The 18,670-nt window shown below is 70.5% G+C and carries 13 protein-coding genes and 1 pseudogene; 8 read left to right on the forward strand and 6 right to left on the reverse strand.

The window, feature by feature from the left end; translation table 11 throughout:
• Positions 1 to 63 precede the first annotated feature (63 nt).
• Positions 64 to 2,046, reverse strand: a complete 1,983-nt coding sequence (locus LY12_RS20220; protein WP_253858974.1) for a S9 family peptidase — start codon at positions 2,044 to 2,046, stop codon at positions 64 to 66.
• Positions 2,047 to 2,114: 68 nt separating this feature from the next.
• Positions 2,115 to 3,146, reverse strand: a complete 1,032-nt coding sequence (locus LY12_RS20225) for a TerC family protein (protein WP_253858975.1) — start codon at positions 3,144 to 3,146, stop codon at positions 2,115 to 2,117.
• Between the two features lie 319 nt (positions 3,147 to 3,465).
• On the opposite strand from LY12_RS20225, the gene LY12_RS20230 reads away from it, so the two are divergent.
• The 3 genes from LY12_RS20230 (at position 3,466) to LY12_RS20240 (ending at position 8,122) form a co-directional block, all read left to right on the forward strand.
• Positions 3,466 to 6,573 carry an alpha/beta fold hydrolase gene (locus tag LY12_RS20230; protein WP_253858976.1) on the forward strand — a complete coding sequence of 1,036 codons (3,108 nt, stop codon included), beginning with the start codon at positions 3,466 to 3,468 and terminating at the stop codon, positions 6,571 to 6,573.
• Positions 6,573 to 7,586 carry an ABC transporter permease gene (locus LY12_RS20235; protein WP_372493582.1) on the forward strand — a complete coding sequence of 338 codons (1,014 nt, stop codon included), beginning with the start codon at positions 6,573 to 6,575 and terminating at the stop codon, positions 7,584 to 7,586. Before LY12_RS20230 ends, LY12_RS20235 begins: the two co-directional genes overlap by 1 nt.
• A 155-nt stretch (positions 7,587 to 7,741) precedes the next feature.
• Positions 7,742 to 8,122, forward strand: a complete 381-nt coding sequence (locus tag LY12_RS20240) for a VOC family protein (protein WP_253858977.1) — start codon at positions 7,742 to 7,744, stop codon at positions 8,120 to 8,122.
• A 36-nt stretch (positions 8,123 to 8,158) separates the two neighbouring features.
• Here LY12_RS20240 and uvrB read toward each other — a convergent pair whose 3' ends face one another.
• Together uvrB and LY12_RS20250 are read right to left on the reverse strand one after the other, a co-directional pair.
• A complete protein-coding gene (gene uvrB, locus LY12_RS20245; RefSeq protein WP_253858978.1) occupies positions 8,159 to 10,318 on the reverse strand; it encodes an excinuclease ABC subunit UvrB in 2,160 nt (719 codons plus the stop codon).
• A gap of 74 nt (positions 10,319 to 10,392) precedes the next feature.
• Positions 10,393 to 11,568 (reverse strand): DUF5685 family protein, encoded by a 1,176-nt coding sequence (locus LY12_RS20250; RefSeq protein ID WP_253858979.1) that lies wholly within the window; start codon positions 11,566 to 11,568, stop codon positions 10,393 to 10,395.
• An 89-nt stretch (positions 11,569 to 11,657) separates the two neighbouring features.
• Between LY12_RS20250 and LY12_RS20255 the strand changes: the two genes are divergently transcribed.
• On the forward strand, positions 11,658 to 12,179 hold the full coding sequence (locus LY12_RS20255) for a ribonuclease FAU-1 family protein (RefSeq protein ID WP_253858980.1): 522 nt from the start codon (positions 11,658 to 11,660) through the stop codon (positions 12,177 to 12,179).
• 103 nt (positions 12,180 to 12,282) lie between these two features.
• On the forward strand, positions 12,283 to 13,347 hold the full coding sequence (locus LY12_RS20260) for a beta family protein (protein WP_253858981.1): 1,065 nt from the start codon (positions 12,283 to 12,285) through the stop codon (positions 13,345 to 13,347).
• Here the strand turns inward: LY12_RS20260 and coaE are convergent.
• On the reverse strand, positions 13,344 to 14,546 hold the full coding sequence (gene coaE / locus LY12_RS20265) for a dephospho-CoA kinase (protein ID WP_253858982.1): 1,203 nt from the start codon (positions 14,544 to 14,546) through the stop codon (positions 13,344 to 13,346). The two genes, LY12_RS20260 and coaE, sit on opposite strands and share 4 nt — an antisense overlap.
• Positions 14,547 to 14,701: 155 nt before the next feature.
• Between coaE and LY12_RS20270 the strand changes: the two genes are divergently transcribed.
• Complete coding sequence (locus tag LY12_RS20270) at positions 14,702 to 14,926, forward strand: hypothetical protein (protein WP_253858983.1); 225 nt, start codon at positions 14,702 to 14,704, stop codon at positions 14,924 to 14,926.
• 259 nt (positions 14,927 to 15,185) lie between these two features.
• Here LY12_RS20270 and rpsA read toward each other — a convergent pair whose 3' ends face one another.
• On the reverse strand, positions 15,186 to 16,739 hold the full coding sequence (rpsA, locus tag LY12_RS20275) for a 30S ribosomal protein S1 (RefSeq protein ID WP_253858984.1): 1,554 nt from the start codon (positions 16,737 to 16,739) through the stop codon (positions 15,186 to 15,188).
• A 367-nt stretch (positions 16,740 to 17,106) separates the two neighbouring features.
• Between rpsA and LY12_RS20280 the strand changes: the two genes are divergently transcribed.
• Together LY12_RS20280 and LY12_RS20285 are read left to right on the forward strand one after the other, a co-directional pair.
• Positions 17,107 to 17,985 carry a class I SAM-dependent methyltransferase gene (locus LY12_RS20280; protein WP_253858985.1) on the forward strand — a complete coding sequence of 293 codons (879 nt, stop codon included), beginning with the start codon at positions 17,107 to 17,109 and terminating at the stop codon, positions 17,983 to 17,985.
• A gap of 104 nt (positions 17,986 to 18,089) precedes the next feature.
• A pseudogene (locus LY12_RS20285) lies at positions 18,090 to 18,272 on the forward strand (ABC transporter ATP-binding protein); the annotation flags it as partial.
• Positions 18,273 to 18,670 lie beyond the last annotated feature (398 nt).

Consider the following 18,670-nt stretch of genomic DNA (forward strand, 5'->3'; position numbering starts at 1 on the left):
TCCCACCGAGGCCGTCTCGTCCACTGTCCCCGCGGACGAGACGGCCTCGGAGACCGGGGAGTCTCAGTGCACCGGCAGGTGGCGCGCCCACCAGTCGAGCACGGCCTCGAAGCGCTGCACGCGATGCCTCGGCTTGCCGCTGCGGGTCAGCTCGTGCCCCTCACCCGGGAACAACAGGAACTCGGTGTCCGCGCCGGCTTCCTTCAGCGCGACGAACAGGCGTTGCGCCTGCTCCAGCGGACACCGCCAGTCCTGTTCGGAATGCACCACCGCGAACGGGACGTCGATGTCGGAGGCGTAGGTCAACGGGCTGCGTTTGCGCTGTTCGTCCGGGTCCTCGCCGACGTAGACGCCGGTGAACGTCCAGCCGATGTCGGAACTTCCCGCGAACGAGTCCCACGCGTTGACGGCACGCTCGCTCCACGCCGCGCGGAACCGCTCCCCGTGATGCGCGGCGAGCCAGCCGGTCATGAACCCACCGTACGAACCGCCCATCACGCCGACCCGGTCGGCGTCGGTGTCAGGGCGTTCGAGTACGGCGTCGAGCAGCGCCAGCAGATCGTCGGCGTCAACGGTGCCGAGCGCGTGCAGCACGGCGCGGCCGTGGGATTCGCCGTAGCCCGCCGAGCCGCGCGGGTTGCCGAGCACGACGGTGTAGCCGGCTGCGGCATACACCTGTGCCTCGTCGAACAGGCTCCACTCGTAGGCCGCGAACGGTCCGCCGTGGACGACGAGGAGCACCGGATGCGGCCCGTCGCCCTCCGGGGTGACGACCCAGCCGTGCACCGGGTGGCCGTCGGCCGACGTCGCCGTGATCTCCTCGGCGGGGCGGATCCCGCTGCCGCGCAGCGGCTCGGAGAAACTCGTGAGCGCCGAGAAGTCACCGTCGCCGTCGCCGAGCAGCACCTCCCCCGCGTCCGACGGCCCGGCCTGCACCACGGCGATCCGCCCGTCCGCCACGGAGAACGATCGGACGGCCGCCCGCTCCCCGGTGAGTACCGGCAGCTCCGCCAGCGCGGCTTCCGAACCCGCCCGCGGCACCCGCCGCAGCTCGGCGGCACCGCGGTTGGCCACGACCACGAGGACGTCGTCGCCGTACGGCGCGGGCGGCCCGGCGGCCGCGACGCAGTCGACCGACTCGGCGTCGGTGAGCCTGCGCGGCGGCCGTGATCCGTCCAGCGGGGCCGCCCACAGTCCGGTGTTGGTGGCCGCACGGGCGAACCCGTCGAACGCGGCCGCGTAGAACAGGACGGTGCCGTCGGCGGTGACGGCCGGATTCTCCGCCCTGCCGTCGGTGCGTACGACCAGGCGCGGCATCCCGCCGCCCGCGGGCACGGCGTAGAGATCGGCGTGCATCGTCTCGACCCGGTCCCAGTCGCGCGGCGCGGCCACCAGCACCGTCTCGCCGTCCGGGCTCCACACCGGGTCCGCAACCGATGCCGCGTCGTCGGTCAGCGGTTCGGGCTCCGGGTCTGGCTCCTCGGCCAGCGCGTCGATCACGAACAGCCGCTGCGGGCGATCCCGGAGGAACCCGACGTTGTCGATCCGGTAGTCGTATCGCGTGATCCGCCGCGGGGCCTCCTCGGCGGGTCCCGGGGTCACCTCACCGTCGGCGGTGCCGTAGCGGCCCGGCTCCGGCACCCGCGCGGTGAAGGCGATCCGGCACGAGTCCGGAGCCCAGACGGGAGCACCGGCACCCAGCGGCAGCGCGGTCAACACCCGCGACTCGCCGCCGTCGACCGGCATGACGTGCAGCTGTGCGGGGTCGCCGTCGTCGCTGCGGAGGAACGCCACCCAGTGGCCGTCCGGCGAGATCGCCGGTGCCGAGTCCTGCCGCCGGTCCGGACCGGCGTCGCCGGCGCGGGGCGCGCCGCTCGGGTGGGCGGCGCGGGTCCAGGCCGTCACCCCGTCCCTGCCGACCCGGTGCAGTCCGCCGACGTAGGCGTTCGCGGCGACATCGGGACGGGTGACGGAGACGAGGAGGAGTTCCCCCGACAGGGCCGGCCTGCCGGGGACCTGCTGCAGTTCGATATCGGTAGGGCGCACGATACGTAGCCTACCTGATCTTTAGCGGCGCTAACGGCCTCTGGTCGTGAACCGGGGCGCCGCGGCCCTCACCGCTCGTCCTCCGGCACCGGACGCTCCGCGGCCCGCTCCTCCGGCGCCGCGGCGTGGAGGTTCAGTCCGGACCCGCCGACCACGCTCGGATCACGCTTGGCCTTCACGAGGCTCGCCACGGTCGTCGCCGTCAGCACCACGACGATGACCCCGAGGGACATCCAGTTGTTGATCTCCAGCCACGCCGGCGTGACGTGGTACTCGTGCAGCGCGTGGAGCACGAGCTTCACACCGATGAAGGCCAGGATGATCGCCAACCCCTGCGACAGGTACACGAGCTTGCTGACGAGACCGCCGAGCAGGAAGTACAGCTGCCGCAACCCCATCAGCGCGAACGCGTTGGCCGTGAAGACGAGGAACGCCTCCTGGGTGATACCGAAGATCGCCGGGATGGAGTCGACGGCGAAGAGCAGGTCCGCACTGCCGATCGCGACGATCACGAGCGCCATCGGCGTCAGGTACCGCTTGCCGTCACGCTTGACGATCGAATGGTGTCCCTCGTAGTCGTCGGTGACCCGGAAGGCCTTCCTGGTCAGGCGCGTGATCAGGTTCTCGTGGTACTCCTCGTCCTCGTCCTTCTGCCGCACCATGTTGATCGCCGTGAAGATCAGGAACGCGCCGAACACGAAGAAGATCCACACGACCTGCGCGATCGCCCAGGCTCCGATCGCGATGAACACGCTGCGCATCGCGAGCGCGATCACGATGCCGATCAGCAGCACCCGATGCTGATGGATCGCCGGCACCTTGAACGACGCCATGATCACCATGAAGATGAACAGGTTGTCGACCGACAGCGAGTACTCGGTGATGTAGCCGGTGAAGAACTGGACACCGGGATCGTGCCCGGCCAGCAACCACAGGCCGATCCCGAACGCCACGGCGCAGCCGACGTAGAACACCACCCAGCGGGCGGCCTCACCGGTGGTGACCTCGTGGGGTTTGCGGTCGACGATCACCAGGTCGATAGCAAGCAGCACGATCAGACCGCCGATGGTGGCGGCCCACAGCCAGAACGGCACGGACATGGACGATTTCCTCCGGTTAGCGCGATGGTGCTATCCGGAGGTCTCTTCCGCCCGCAGGCCTTCGGCAGACTCGTGGGCCGGCGACGCCGGGTGCGTCGGGATCGCAGCCGTGCTGACGACGTCGCCGTGACGGAATACTCCCCTCCGTGGGGAACACAACCGTTCCATCCTTACCCCTCGGTACGCCCCGGCGCCACTGGCGGCCACCATCCGGTTCGTCACCCCACGCGTAACATCGATCACACACCGCCGTCCCCATGCCGGAAACCGGGCACGCCCGGACGAACCGCCTACGCCCCGCCCCAATAGTGTGAGCATCGTGTCCCGTCTTCTCCGCAGCCGCGGCCAACGCCTGACGGCACTGGCCGCCGTCGTCGTGCTCCTCGCCGCCGGCGGCCTCCTGCTGTTCCGTGACGGCGAACGACCGCCCGCGTATCGCACGCAGGCCGCGACCATCGACGTCGCGACCTCGCCCGGCTCGGCCGAGCGCGAACAGCTCGACACCACGGTCTACGTGCCGGAGGAGACGCCGGCACCCGCCGTGCTCCTCCCGCACGGTTTCGGCGGCGACAAGGACAGCGTCGCCCGTGACGCGCAGGAACTCGCCGAACGTGGGTTCGTCGTGCTGACCTGGTCCGCGCGCGGTTTCGGCGACAGCACGGGCGCGATCTCACTGAACGCCCCCGACCGCGAGGTCGCCGACGCCTCGCGGCTGATCGACCACCTGGCGGGCATGCCCGAGGTGATCTCCGATGACGACGGCGATCCCCGCGTCGGCGTCACCGGCGCGTCCTACGGCGGTGCACTGGCCATGCTGCTGGCGGGCACGGACCCGCGGGTGGACGCCATCGCACCGGCGATCACGTACAACGATCTGCGGCAGTCGCTGCTGCCGAACAACGCCACCGACGACGACCTCGCGGCCGCGAGCCCCGCACCCGGCGCGGACACCGGAACCGGAGTGCTCAAACGGTCATGGATCGGCACGCTCTTCTCAGCGGGCTCGGGCGCTCCGTCGGCGGCCGCGGGCGCCGGGCCCGACGCCGTCGAACCCGGCGACGACGCGGACAGCGACGACCTGGCCACACCACCGGGCCAAGGCGACGGTACGGGCCGGGCAGCCGATCCCGGTGGTGCGCAGCGCGGCCCCGGTGGCAACACGGGCGGCGACGCCGACGGCTGCGGCCGGTTCAGCGCGGAGGTCTGCGCGGCCTACGTCGACGTCGCCACCGACGGCGCCGCCGAGCCCGAGACGCTCGACCTGCTGCACCGCGTCTCACCCGCCTCCGTCACCGACGACATCACCGTGCCGACGCTGCTGGTGCAGGGCGAACACGACACCTTGTTCGGTCTCGAGCAGGCCGACGCCAACGCCCGCCAGATCGCCGAGGCAGGCGGCGAGGTGTCCGTCGTCTGGTACGCGGGCGGCCACGACGGCGGCGGGCCCGGCCCGCAACTCCGCGGCGTCATGGCCGATTTCCTCTGGCATCACCTGACCGGCGAGGGCGAGGATCCCGCAGCGCCGTTCTCCTACGACGTCACCGGCGCGATCCGCCCCGACGGCGCCCCGTCGGTCCGCAACGTCGAAGCCGGTTCCTACCCCGGCGTCAACGGCCGTGACGTCCAGCGCCGCGCCGTGCGCCTCACCGGCGAAGCGCAGACCGTCCTCCGCCCACCAGGAGGCACGCCCGCGTCGGTGAGCGGGATCCCCGGGCTGAACCGCATCGTGTCGGGCTCGTCCCGGCTGTCCGGCCTGTTCACGATCGATCCGCCCGGCCAGGCCGCCGTGTTCACCTCGCGCCCCATGAGCGAGCAGCTGCTCGTCACCGGCGCCTCGACCGTGCGCCTGTCGATCACGCCGCAGCCTGCGTCGATGCCCGGGGCCGCAACGTCCGGCGACGGTGAGGGCGGCAACGGCACCGGCGGTACCGGCAACAGCCGCGACACCGGCGACGGAGGCGGTGCCGGCAACCCCGACCGCGCACAGCCCGGCAACGACTCGGGACGCGGCGACTCCGAAGGCGGCGACTCCGAAGGCGGCAACTCCGAGAGCGGCGAGACGGACCGGAACGGCGCGAACGCACAGGGCGGCGGCTTCACCCCGTCGGAGGCCGTGCTGTTCGCCAAGCTGTACGACGTCGGCCCCGACGGCACGCGCACGCTGCCCGGCAACGCCGTGTCTCCCATCAGGGTGCCGCTCGCCGCTGACGGCTCACCGACGGACGTGACCGTCACCCTTCCCGGAATCGTCAGGCCGGTCGAGACCGACCACCGACTGCAACTGGTGATCAGCACGACGGACCGGTCGTATGCCACCCCCGACCGCCCCGCGGGCTTCCGTGTCGCACTCGCCGGACAACCCGAGGTGTCGGTACCGGTGGTCCCGGGAACGACCGCGACGTCCGGATGGCCCGTCGCCCAGCTCGCGGGCATCGGCGGTGCGCTCGCCCTCGCCGTGGGCGTCGGCGCGATCGGCCGGATCCGCCGCAGGCGTTCGCACCGGGTCGACCCGGATCTCGCCGACACGCCGATGGTGATCTCCGGCCTGACGAAGTCCTACCCCGGCGGGCTGACCGCGGTCAGCGACCTGTCCTTCCGGGTCGAGCCGGGACAGGTGCTGGGCCTGCTCGGCCCCAACGGCGCAGGCAAGACCACGACGCTGCGCATGCTGATGGGCCTGATCACGCCGACCGACGGCGAGATCCGCGTGTTCGGCCACCGCGTCACACCCGGCGCCCCGGTGCTGTCGCGCATCGGATCGTTCGTCGAAGGCTCCGGGTTCCTGCCGCACCTGTCGGGGGCGGCGAACCTCGAACTGTACTGGCAGGCGACCGGCCGCCCCACCGGCAAGGCGCACATCGACGAGGCCCTCGAGATCGCGGGACTGGGCGATGCGGTGCACCGCAAGGTCCGCACCTACAGCCAGGGCATGCGCCAGCGACTCGCCATCGCGCAGGCGATGCTCGGGCTGCCGGAGCTGCTCGTGCTCGACGAGCCCACCAACGGCCTCGACCCGCCCCAGATCCATCAGATGCGCGAGGTGCTGCGCCGATACGCGGCGACCGGCCGCACCGTCGTGGTGTCCAGCCACCTGCTGGCCGAGGTGGAGCAGACGTGCACGGACGTGGTCGTCATGCACCGCGGCAGGCTGGTCGCATCCGGCGGGGTCCACGACATCATCGCGGCGGGCGGTGAGGCGACGTTCCGCGTGGACGACGCCGAACGCGCCGCGGAGATCCTGCGCGGCCTCGACGGCGTCTCGGACGTGGAGATCACCGACGGCCTCGTGCACGCCGACCTCGGTGAACTGCCGCGCAGCGAGGCCGTCGCGTCGCTCGTGCGCGGCGACGTGTCCGTCGAACAGGCCGGACCGCGCCGCAGGCTCGAAGACGCGTTCCTGCAACTCGTCGGGGAAGGTGAGAGCTGATGAGCGACTCCGAACGCGCACCGGACTCGTCCGGCGCAGCGCCCGTGCAGACCGAGCCCCTGCGCACCGAGCACTCCCACACCGTGGACCAGCACGGGGTGCACACCGACCCGGCCGCGTTGGACGAGCTCACCGACGCGGCCGGGGCCGAACCGGCCACGGACCGCGGACCGGACGGGGCCGTCACCGGCTACCGCGCCGCACGCACGCTCCGGCTCGGCGTGGAACTGCGGCGGCAACTGCGCAGGCGGCGCACCCAGCTGCTGCTGGCGTTCGTCGCAGCGCTGCCGTTCATCCTGGTCGGCGCGTTCGAGATCGGCGAGGCGGAAGCCAACCCGCGCTCGGGCGGGTTCATCGACCTGGCCACGGCCAGCGCCCCGAACTTCGTCGTCGTGGCACTGTTCGTGTCGGGCTCGTTCCTGCTGCCGATGATCGTGGCGCTGTACTTCGGCGACACGATCGCGAGCGAGTCCTCGTGGTCCAGCCTGAAGTACCTGCTGGCCATCCCCGTGCCCCGGCATCGGCTGCTGCGGCAGAAGGCGGTCGCATCGGCGTTGCTGTCGGCGTTGACGATCGTGGTCCTGCCGGTGTCGGCACTCGTCGCAGGAACGATCTGGTACGGCACGGGCGAGGCGATCAGCCCGACCGGCGACTCGATCCCGTTCTCCGACAGCCTCCTCGCGCTCACGCTGGCAACGGCCTACCTGCTCGTCCACCTGGCATGGGTGGCGGGACTGGCCCTGTTGCTGAGCGTGTCGACCGACGCCCCGCTGGGGGCGGTCGGCGGCGCGGTGCTCGTGTCGATCCTGTCGCAGATCCTCAACCAGATCACCGCGCTCGGCGACCTGCGGGACTTCCTGCCGACACACTTCTCGTTCGCGTGGATGGACCTGATCGCCACCGACGTCGAGTGGACCCGCATGGCGTCCGGCGCCCTGTCGGCGACGCTGTTCGCCACGGTGTTCGGGCTCCTCGCGGCACGCAGGTTCGCGACGAAGGACGTCACGAGCTGAACGCGCGTGCCTGCGAGACGGAAGACCGTCGCGCTTGCCGGCCGGCCGCGGTGGCGGGCACGACGAGGGCATGACATCCGGCCCGGAATGACCGACAATTCCGAAACAGGATCGTCAGCGCCGTACGCGGCCCCACAGCCGGCAAGGAGGCCACCATGCCTCGTCCCGTGTACTTCGAGGTCTACGCGAGCGATCCCGAACGGGCGATCACGTTCTACGCGACCGTGTTCGAATGGCATTTCGAAAGATGGGCGCCGGGCGGATCGTGGGACATCACCACGGGAAGCGGCGCCGGCATCGACGGCAGTCTCGTCCAGCGGGACGGGCCGCCGCCGGAGAACGGCGCCGCCGCACCGACGTGCGCGCTCACGATGGAGGTCGACGATCTGGACCTGATGGTGCGCGAGGTGCAGCAGGCGGGCGGCTCGCTCGCCGGTCCAGAGAAGTCCGTTCCCGAGATCGGCAGGCTCGTCTACTGCCGTGACCCCGAAGGCACGCTCTTCGGCATGCTGGAACCCGACCCCACCGCGGCCTGAGCCCTCGTGCACGGGCGGGTCACGGGCGGCCGCCGGTCACTGCTGGCCGGCGGCGTCCATCCCGCGGAGCTCCTTCTTCAGTTCGGAGATCTCGTCGCGTAGCCGGGCGGCCAGCTCGAACTGCAAGTCACGTGCGGCCTGCATCATCTGGTCGGTCATCTGCTGGATGAGGTCGGCGAGTTCGGCCCGCGGCATGGAACTGGGTTCGCGGTCCACGAGCACTCCGGAGCTGCGCACCTTGTCGCCCTGCTCCGGCTTCTTGCCGCGCGAGGCGTTGCGACCGGAACCGCCGACGTCGACCTCCTCCTCGGAGTCCTCGGCCTCGGTGTAGACGCGGTCGAGAATGTCGGCGATCTTCTTACGCAGCGGCTGCGGGTCGATGCCGCGCTCGGTGTTGTAGGCGACCTGCTTCTCGCGCCGCCGGTTCGTCTCGTCGATGGCGTACTGCATCGAATCGGTGACCGTGTCGGCGTACATGTGCACCTGACCGGACACGTTCCGCGCCGCACGGCCGATCGTCTGGACCAGCGACGTGCCGCTGCGCAGGAAGCCTTCCTTGTCGGCGTCGAGGATCGCCACGAGTGAGACCTCGGGCAGGTCGAGGCCCTCCCGCAGCAGGTTGATGCCGACGAGCACGTCGAAGTCCCCGGAGCGCAGCTGCCGCAGCAGTTCGACCCGGCGCAACGTGTCGACCTCGGAGTGCAGATAGCGCACCCGGATACCGAGTTCGAGCAGGTAGTCCGTGAGGTCCTCGGCCATCTTCTTCGTGAGCGTGGTGACCAGCGTCCGCTCGTCCTTCTCCGCGCGGGTGCGGATCTCGTGGACCAGGTCGTCGATCTGCCCCTCGGTCGGCTTGACGACGACCTCCGGGTCCACCAGCCCCGTCGGGCGGATGACCTGCTCGACGAACTCGCCGCCGGCCTGGCCCATCTCGTAGGGGCCCGGGGTGGCGGACAGGTACACGGTCTGGCCGATGCGGTCCGCGAACTCCTCCCAGGTCAGCGGCCGGTTGTCCAGCGCACTCGGCAGGCGGAAGCCGTGGTCGACGAGTGTGCGCTTGCGGGACATGTCGCCTTCGAACATGGCGCCGATCTGCGGCACCGTTTGGTGCGACTCGTCGATCACCAGCAGGAAGTCCTCGGGGAAGTAGTCGATCAGCGTCGCAGGGGCGGAGCCGGTCGCCCGGGCGTCGATGTGCCGCGAGTAGTTCTCGATGCCGGAACAGAATCCGACCTGCCGCATCATCTCGATGTCGTAGCTCGTGCGCATGCGCAGCCGCTGGGCTTCGAGAAGTTTGTTCTGCTTCTCGAGCTCGGCCAGCCGCTCCTCGAGCTCGGCCTCGATCGCGTGCACGGCCCTTTCCATCCGCTCGGGCCCCGCGACGTAGTGCGTGGCCGGGAAGATCCGCACCTCGTCGACCTCGCTGACGATGTCGCCGGTCAACGGGTGCAGGTAGTAGAGGCTGTCGATCTCGTCGCCGAAGAACTCGACCCGGATGGCGAGCTCCTCGTAGGCGGGGATGATCTCGACGGTGTCACCGCGCACCCGGAACGTGCCGCGAGCGAACGCCAGGTCATTGCGTGTGTACTGGACGTCGACCAGCGCCCGCAGGAACACGTCGCGGTCGACCTCCTCCCCGACCGCGAGCCGCGTCGACCGGTCGAGGTAGGACTGCGGCGTGCCGAGGCCGTAGATGCAGGACACGCTGGCCACCACGATCGTGTCCCTGCGCGAGAGCAGGTTCATCGTCGCCGAGTGACGCAGCCGTTCGACGTCGTCGTTGATCGACGAGTCCTTCTCGATGTAGGTGTCGGTCTGCGGAACGTACGCCTCGGGCTGGTAGTAGTCGTAGTAGCTGACGAAGTACTCGACGGCGTTGTTCGGGAACAGTTCCCGCAGCTCGTTGGCCATCTGCGCGGCGAGCGTCTTGTTCGGCTGGAGAACCAGGGTCGGCCGCTGCACTCGCTCCACGAGCCACGCCGTGGTCGCCGACTTCCCCGTGCCGGTCGCGCCGAGCAGGACGACGTCCTTCTCCCCCGCCGTCAGCCTGCGGTCGAGCTCCTCGATCGCGGCGGGCTGGTCACCGGCGGGTTCGTACTCGCTGACGACCTCGAACCGTCCACCCTTGCGCGGGATGTCGGAGACAGGGCGGAACTCGGAGTGCGCCAGCACGGGATACTCGGTCGCGAATGCCACGTCGTCCAGGGTAAGCGGACCCACCGACAAGTTCCGCCCCGCGGGCGACGGTCGCGGCGCCGACGGCGACCGCATCAGCAGTCGCAGCAGGCCGCGTCGCAACAGTCGCAGTCACAGGAGCCCTTCGGCTTGCCGTCGCACGGGCCGGGATACGGATCGCGGCAGCAGAACTGGCAGCTGCAGCACATGTACAGGCCGACGCAGCAGCCCAGTACCGGATTGCGCGGCTGCGGCGGCACGCGGAACCTCGGATACCAGAGCCCGCCGCCCTGCCCGTCCTGCACCGGTCCGGGCCCGTCCTTGGCCTCGGCACCCGGACCGGGCGCGCGGACCGCGTGGCCGGTTCCGCCGGCATGCCCACCGCTGTCGATGTGACCAGCGGCGTCACGACCGCTTCCCGCGTGGCCGAAGGTCCGCGTGACCGCCCGTTCCAGCTCGTGCACCAGCAGCGCGTGCACCAGCCCGCGGTGCGTCAGCGAGACCTGGTCGAGGGCGAGTCGCACCCCCAGCACCGCGTCGTCGCACAATCGCCGCGCCTCGACCAGCCCGGTGCCGGTGGCAGGCAACGGGTTCCAGGCGCCCGTCGCCGCGTCGTCCGCGAGGTCCTCGACGGCGTCGAGCAGGTGCGCGATGCGACCGAACAGGCGACCCGCCTCGGCCAGCCCTTCCTCGTTTCCTGGCCTGCCCGCCAGCACGGCCGTGTGCGCGAAGGCGGCCGCCGTCGCGTGTTCCGTCGGCGCCGTCGCCGCGAGCACGGAGTCGCCGGTGGTCAATCCGCGCTCGATCGTGGACTGCGCACCGATCGCGGCCGTGAGGTCCGCCGTGTCGAGACCGAGCCGTCCGCCGGCTTCGGCCGCGCGATCCGCCCAGAGCGCCGCGACACGCTGGGCGACCGGCCCGACCGCGCGGCGCCCGAACACCCCGTCGCCGTCGGCGACGTGGTCCGACACCTTCGCCGATGCCAGTACCAGCGACACCGAGGCCGCGAGCCGCGCACCGTCCCCGACCGCCACCGACGCACCGCGCATGCCGCGCAGCGCACACGGGCCGGCCGTCCGCCGCGCGGGGCCGGTGTCCGACTGGGCGTCCACGAGAGCCGAGATCAGCAGGCCGTCGTAATTGGTCGCCGTGCGAGCCAGCTGACCGTGCTCGTCCCGCAGCGCCAGGCACAACCCGCACAGCTGCGCCGTCCACTCGGTCCGAAGCCGGCCCGGCAGCCGATGCCGGCACGGCCTGATGATTCCGAACATGCGGAGACCCCCATTCAGCGGATTCGCATGATAGCCGCACGGGGCCGCCGGGACGTTCCGGCTCGACGCAGTCGGGCGGGCACAGCAAGATGACCGGCATGCATGCGCCGAAGCGGGAAACGTTCGACGTCGCAGCCGGCACCAACACCGACCCCAAGGGCGTCGTGCGCGACGTCGAGGAGTACCGCGTCGAGGACTTCGGCCTGTACATGGCGCGGCCGACGCCGGGGCGGCGGCAGTTCCGGTACCTCGAATCGTGGCTGCTGCCCTCGCTCGGCCTGCGGATCACCGATTTCTGGTTCAACCCCGGCCACGAACGGGACCAGGACTTCTACCTCGACGTCGTCGGGGTCACGATCGGCGCCGACCGGGTCTGGCACACCACCGACATGTATCTGGACCTCGTGCTCCGGCAACACCGCGGTGTCGACGTGATCGACACCGGTGAGTTGCTGGAGGCCGTGCAGGACGGCCTGGTGAGCTGCGGCGAGGCGACCGGCGCACTGGAGACCGCGTACAGCACGGTCGGCGCACTCGCCCGCCACGACCACGACCTCGGCGCCTGGCTCGCGACCCACGGCATCACGCTCACCTGGAAACGCCACCCGTAAGGCGGAAACGCCAGCCCGCCCCCTGTTCGGCGGCTTCTCCCGAACCTCGAGTGATCTTATCGTCACACTGCGCACACGTCACGCGTGTTCCGGGGAGGCGCCGTTGCCGCACGATCGAGTCACATGGGTCGCTCTGCGGGCGAAGGAGGGCGAGGCCGAGGCGCTCGCCCATGCCGACGAGTCCCACCTCGGCCGGGTACAGCCCCTCATGATCCTCGACCAGGGAACTTCGGCCGGAAAACAGCTCGCCCGCGCAGAACGGGTTGCTCGGCATCTTCGCAACCACGACCGTGTCCTCGCCGTCGACGCCTCCGACGTCGATCCTTCGGCTTTCGCTCCGACCGGGGCTCTCGGTGAGCTGGTTGACCGGCTGAGCTACGGCACGGACCTGTTCGACGTGGGCCCACCGATTCCGATCCTCCCTGCACTTCGGGACAGCACCTCGCTGCGAGAAGCCGCGGGTATCGGTCGCTTGGGTGAGGAGACAGGCGCCGGAGTCGCCCTGCGCATCCGGCTGACCGCGGGACGCACCGTCGAGGTCGCAAGCGTCATCGACGCACTGAAGGTCGACCCACGCACCATCGACATGGTGCTCGACCTGGGATTCGTCGAAGCGGCGCCCGCCGAGCACGTCGACGTCATCCACGCCGCCGTGGAGGTCGTTCGAGCGACCGGCCCTCTGCGCAGCATTGTGCTCCTGAGCGGCTCCGTCCCCTCGCAGTTGTCGCGACTCGGCCGTTGGCACCAAGACCGGCACGAGGAGCAGCTGTGGCGGGAGGTCTCGGCACAACACGATGACGTGCTGTTCGGTGATTACGGCGTGGTCCACCCGAAACCAACGAAGGGATGGCGGCCCAGGAACATCGCCGTGCGATACACGTGTCCGGCAGGATGGGCATACTGGCGTCGGCCCATCGAGGAGTCGGACCCGGCTGATGCGGACGACGGATCCATCGAGGAGCCGCCACGTGCACGCGCGTTCCGACACCTGTGCCGCGAGCTGATCGACGCCGACATCTTCGCCGGCCCTGACTTCTCGTGGGGCGATCACAAGCTGTCCAACGCGGCGCACGGCGCCGAGAAGACGCTGGGGCGGCCAAGCAGCCCGATCGCCTTCGCGACATCCCACCACCTGGCATACCTGGCCGCCCTGGACCTTGCCGCCTAGCCCGTTCCGGCCTCCCAGCCGGTCTCGGCGGCCCAGCGTTCGGCGCGGACGAACGCGGCATCCACCCAGGACTGCTTCTCCTCGGAGTAGTTCAGCGAGCTCGCATCACCCGCGTGGGCGCGGGCGAGCCGCTGTTTGATGTCGGCGTACACCCCCGCCTCGGCCGGATTGGCCCTGAGCCAGTCCCGGAACAGGAGCGCGAGCCGCCATGCCGGACCCTCGGCAGACCGGACGTGCAGGTTCACCGGCCGCTGCGGATCGGCCCCGTAGTGGAACCGCTTGTCCCATCGGGCGGGCGCGGTCTCCTCGTCCTGCGGCTGGTCGAACCAGTGCCCCTCGGCGCGCACGAATCCGGCGTCGGACAGTGCCTCCGAGATCAGGTCGGCCTCGCCGAGCGACCGCACGGTGAGTTGCAGGTCGAGGGTGTCCTTGGCGACCAGGCCGGGCACGGCTGTCGATCCGATGTGGTCGGCGCGCACGGCCTTGTCCCCCGCCGCCGCACGTACCCTCGCCAGCAGCCGTTCGGCCTGCGCGGACCACGTCGGATCGGGCTCGACGAGCGCAGGCGGCTTCGGGGATCGCGGCCGCCGCAGGCGCACGTTGGCTTCGAACGGCACGAGCCGCTCGTGCCAGAGAGCGTCGACCTGCGCCCGCACCACGTCGGCGGCTCCGCTGTTGTCGAGCCACACGTCGGCCGCCGCGGCGCGCTGCTCACGGGTGGCCTGCGCGGCGATCCGTGCCCGCGCGTCCTCCGCGGCCATCCCCCGGCTCTCGCCGAGCCGCCGGACGCGCAGGTCCTCCTCGGCGTCCACGACCAGCACGAGATGATAGTTGGCCCCCATGCCGCCTTCGACCAGCAGTGGGACGTCATGCACCACGACGGCATCGGCCGATGTCTGCCCCATCAGCTCGACGGTCCGCGTGCCGATTCGCGGGTGTGTGATCGCGTTCAGCCTGGCCCGCGACGTGTCGTCGGCGAACGCCTTCGCGGCGAGGGCCGCGCGGTCCAGTTCACCGCCGGTGGTCAGCACGTCCTCACCGAACGCCTCGACCACCTCGGCCAGTCCGTCCGTCCCGGGTTCGACGACCTCCCTGGCGATGCGATCCGCATCGATCACCGTGGCCCCGAGCTCGGCCAGCCTGGCCGCCACCGTCGACTTACCCGCACCGATTCCACCGGTCAGCCCTACACGCAGCATGCGCGCATTCAACCAGTTGCCATCAGTGACGCACTCTCCGGCGTCGATCAAACCGTTATCCAGCAAATTCGGGTGACACGCCGACGTGTTCCACCACAGTCCGGCGTTGATTACCTACTCTTCCGCGCAACGGCCATCGCCCATACGGAGGAACGATGCCTGCCAACACATACGCCGGGAAACATCGCCTGGGCACCCCGGGCCTGGTGCACTGCGTCATGCATCAGGCTGTCGCGAAGGCGCTCGACGAACACCGGCGCAACTGGCTGACCGCGCTGCTGGTGCCGGCCAAGCACAGTCTGGCCGGCCTGCGCCGCAGGGCCCGTGCCGCGGCGCACGAACGCGCCTGGGCGCCCGCGCCCGCCCGCGCCGCCGCCTGACCACCAGCTGACGTCCCGGCGCGCCCACGTCCCGGCGCGCAGACCCCCTCCGTACCGAACACCCCGGCCCGTTGCTGCTCGGCCGCAGCGACGGGTCGTTCCCGTGGTCCCGGCGGACCAGCCGACCGGCGGTGACTCCCGCCCTCGACGCCCGTCCCACGACCGCCACACAGAACGGTGGCCCCGGTCCGAGATCGGACCGGGGCCACCACCTGTGCTCATCGCGTGAGCGGACGCCTCGTCGAGGCGTTCACGCTACTCACGCACCGCCGGAGAGCTTCTCCCGCAGCGCCGCGAGCTGCTCGTCGCTGGCCAGCGTGCCGCCGCTCTGGGCGGGCTGCTCGGACGAGGCCGAGGACGACCCCGCCGACGAGGACGAGGACGAGGACGACGACGAGGTCGACGCTCCGCCGCCGGAGGTGTAGCTCTGGTCGCCGCCCTCGACGCCGGTCGCGGCGTCGGCCGCGGCTGCGGCGTTGGCGGCGGCCGCCTCGGCGACCTGCTTCATGTGCTGCTCGTAGCGGGCGTGGGCCTCGGCGTACTGCTTCTCCCACTCCTCACGCTGGGTGTCGTAGCCCTCCTGCCACTCCTGCGTGTCGGGGTCGAAGCCCTCGGGGTAGATGTAGTTGCCCTGGTCGTCGTACTCGGCGGCCATGCCGTACTGCGTCGGGTCGAAGTCGGCGTCCGGCGTGAAGCCCTCGTTCGCCTGCTTCAGCGAGAGCGAGATGCGGCGACGCTCGAGGTCGATGTCGATGACCTTGACCATGACCTCGGTGCCGACCTGGACGACCTGCTCCGGGATCTCCACGTGGCGCTCGGCCAGCTCGGAGATGTGCACCAGGCCCTCGATGCCCTCCTCGACGCGGACGAACGCGCCGAACGGGACGAGCTTGGTGACCTTGCCCGGCACGATCTGGCCGATCGCGTGGGTACGGGCGAACTGACGCCACGGGTCTTCCTGCGTGGCCTTCAGCGACAGGGACACGCGCTCGCGGTCCATGTCGACCTCGAGCACCTCGACCGTGACCTCCTGGCCGACCTCGACGACCTCGGACGGGTGGTCGATGTGCTTCCAGGACAGCTCCGAGACGTGCACCAGGCCGTCGACGCCGCCGAGGTCCACGAACGCACCGAAGTTGACGATCGAGGAGACGACGCCCTTGCGGACCTGGCCCTTGGCGAGCGCGTTGAGGAACTCGCTGCGGACCTCGGACTGGGTCTGCTCCAGGTAGGCGCGGCGGGACAGCACCACGTTGTTGCGGTTCTTGTCCAGCTCGATGATCTTGGCTTCGAGCTCGCGGCCGACGTACGGCTGCAGGTCGCGCACCCGGCGCATCTCGACGAGCGAGGCGGGCAGGAAGCCGCGGAGGCCGATGTCGAGGATGAGGCCGCCCTTGACGACCTCGATGACGGTGCCCTTGACGGGCTCGTCCTTCTCCTTGAGCTCTTCGATCGTGCCCCAGGCGCGCTCGTACTGGGCGCGCTTCTTGGACAGGATCAGCCGGCCTTCCTTGTCCTCCTTCTGCAGGACAAGGGCCTCCACCTCGTCACCGACGGCGACAACCTCGGCCGGGTCGACATCGTGCTTGATGGACAGCTCACGAGAGGGGATGACGCCCTCGGTCTTGTAACCGATGTCGAGCAGCACTTCGTCGCGGTCGACCTTGACGATCGTGCCTTCGACGATGTCACCATCGTTGAAGTACTTGATGGTCTTGTCGATCGCGGCGAGGAAGTCTTCCTCCGTCCCGATGTCGTTGACGGCGACCTGGGCCTGCTCGGCGCTCGGGGCGGTGGTGGTGTCGATGGTCATTAGGTGGGTTGCTCCGGTAGCGGATAGATGTCGTGGGGTTTGCAGTTTGCCGAAGCCCGGCGTCTGGCGTGACCGGCCTCGGCGATGCCGGGACGGCCGATCCGTCGACGTCGGGCAGCGCAGGACGGGCCACCGTGTGATGACCGTGCATTCGTCCAGGCGTCTCCGACGCTGATCGCGTCACGTGCGCCGCAACGGCCGCCGAGGATCATCTCGAGGTGCGCGACCACACACCTCGCACGAAACCCGGGAGGCGAGAGGAAGCGCGGAACCCACTGCGCTGACAGTCATCGTACGCGGCCGATTGTGACCCGCACAATCAGGGGTGCGCGCGTGATCACGCCGCTTCGCGGAGGAGAATGCCCACGTGGCCGAGACACCTTCCGCGGCCGGTTCCGCCGCGCGCGACCCACGCTACTCCGGCACCGAGCGCGCACTCGGCACGGCGGGGGTCGCCTACCGCACCGTCGGCTCGGCCGAGGCGGAACGCGCCAGTCTGGCCTGGTGGGACGCCGACGCCGACACCTACCTCGACGAGCACGGCGAGTTCCTCGGCGAGGCGGACTTCGTGTGGTGCCCTGAAGGCGTCCGGGAGGAACAGGCCCGGCTGCTGGGCCCGTCCGACGCACTCGCCGAAGCCGACGTGCTCGAACTCGGCTGCGGGTCCGCGCCCTGTGCCCGGTGGCTCACCGCGCAGGGGGCCGGGGTGATCGCGCTGGACCTGTCGCCGGAGATGCTGCGGCACGCCCGTGCCGCAGAACGGCGCACCGGCCTGACACCCACGCTGCTGCAGGCCAACGCCGAAGCCCTGCCACTGCAGGCGGACGGGTTCGACATCGCCTGCTCCTCGTTCGGGGCACTGATGTTCGTCCCATCGCTGGAGACCGTGTTCGCTGAGGTCGCGCGAGTCCTGCGCCCCGGCGGCACCTGGGTGTTCTCGGTGACTCATCCGATGCGGTGGATCTTCCCCGACGACCCGGGACCGACCGGACTGACCGCCGTCGAGCCGTACTTCGATCGCACCCCGTACGTCGAACAGGACGAGCGTGGCCGTGCCACCTACGTCGAGTACCACCGCACGTTCGGCGACTACGTCCGCGCACTGACGGCCACCGGATTCCGCCTGCTCGACGTCGTCGAGCCCGAATGGCCGGAGGGGCACACCCGGGTCTGGGGCCAGTGGAGCCCACTGCGCGGCAAGCTGTTCCCCGGCACCGCGATTTTCCGTACGGAACGCACTCACTGACCCTCGGGCGGCACCCGCCCGGGCACCCCGCGCTCCCCCGCACTGCGCCCCGGCACGACACGTTCTACTATTTGAACTGACCAGTCAGTTCAAAAGGATGACGTATGCAGCTGATCGCCGATCGGGTCGGAATCGACGGACCCCATGGCCCCCTTGTGCCACAGACCTCGCTCACGGTGTCCACCGGCGAGCTCGTCATTGTGAAGGGCGAACCCGGAACCGGCATCTCGGCGTTCGGCCTCGCGCTCGCGGGACGGCTGCGGCCCTCGACCGGCACCGTCACCGTCCACGACGACGCCGGCGAACCGGCCTCCGAGCGCGAGACCCCCGCCGACGGCGACAACAGCAACAACGACGACAACAGCGATGCCGGCGACGAGGACCTCGGTGGTGAGCAGACCGCCGGTGACCTCGCCCGGGACGACGCCGCGGACGAAACCGGTGGCGACGGCGTTTCCGACACGGACGCGACGCCCGGCGGCCCGGCCGACGGGACATCGGAGGGCCGGGCCGATGCGGACGGGGACGCCGACCGGCCGGCAGGGCCATCCGAGGACACCCCGATCACGACGCCCGGAGCGGTGGCGGCGCGGGTCGCCGTCGTCGACGCCCCCGGCGTGAGCGAGCCCGACGATGCGCTGCCGCTCCGCGTCGTCGTCGGCGAGGAACTGGCGCTCGCGGGCAA

Source organism: Prauserella alba (genome assembly GCF_024171735.1).
In the GTDB taxonomy this organism is placed as follows: Bacteria; Actinomycetota; Actinomycetes; order Mycobacteriales; family Pseudonocardiaceae; genus Prauserella; species Prauserella alba.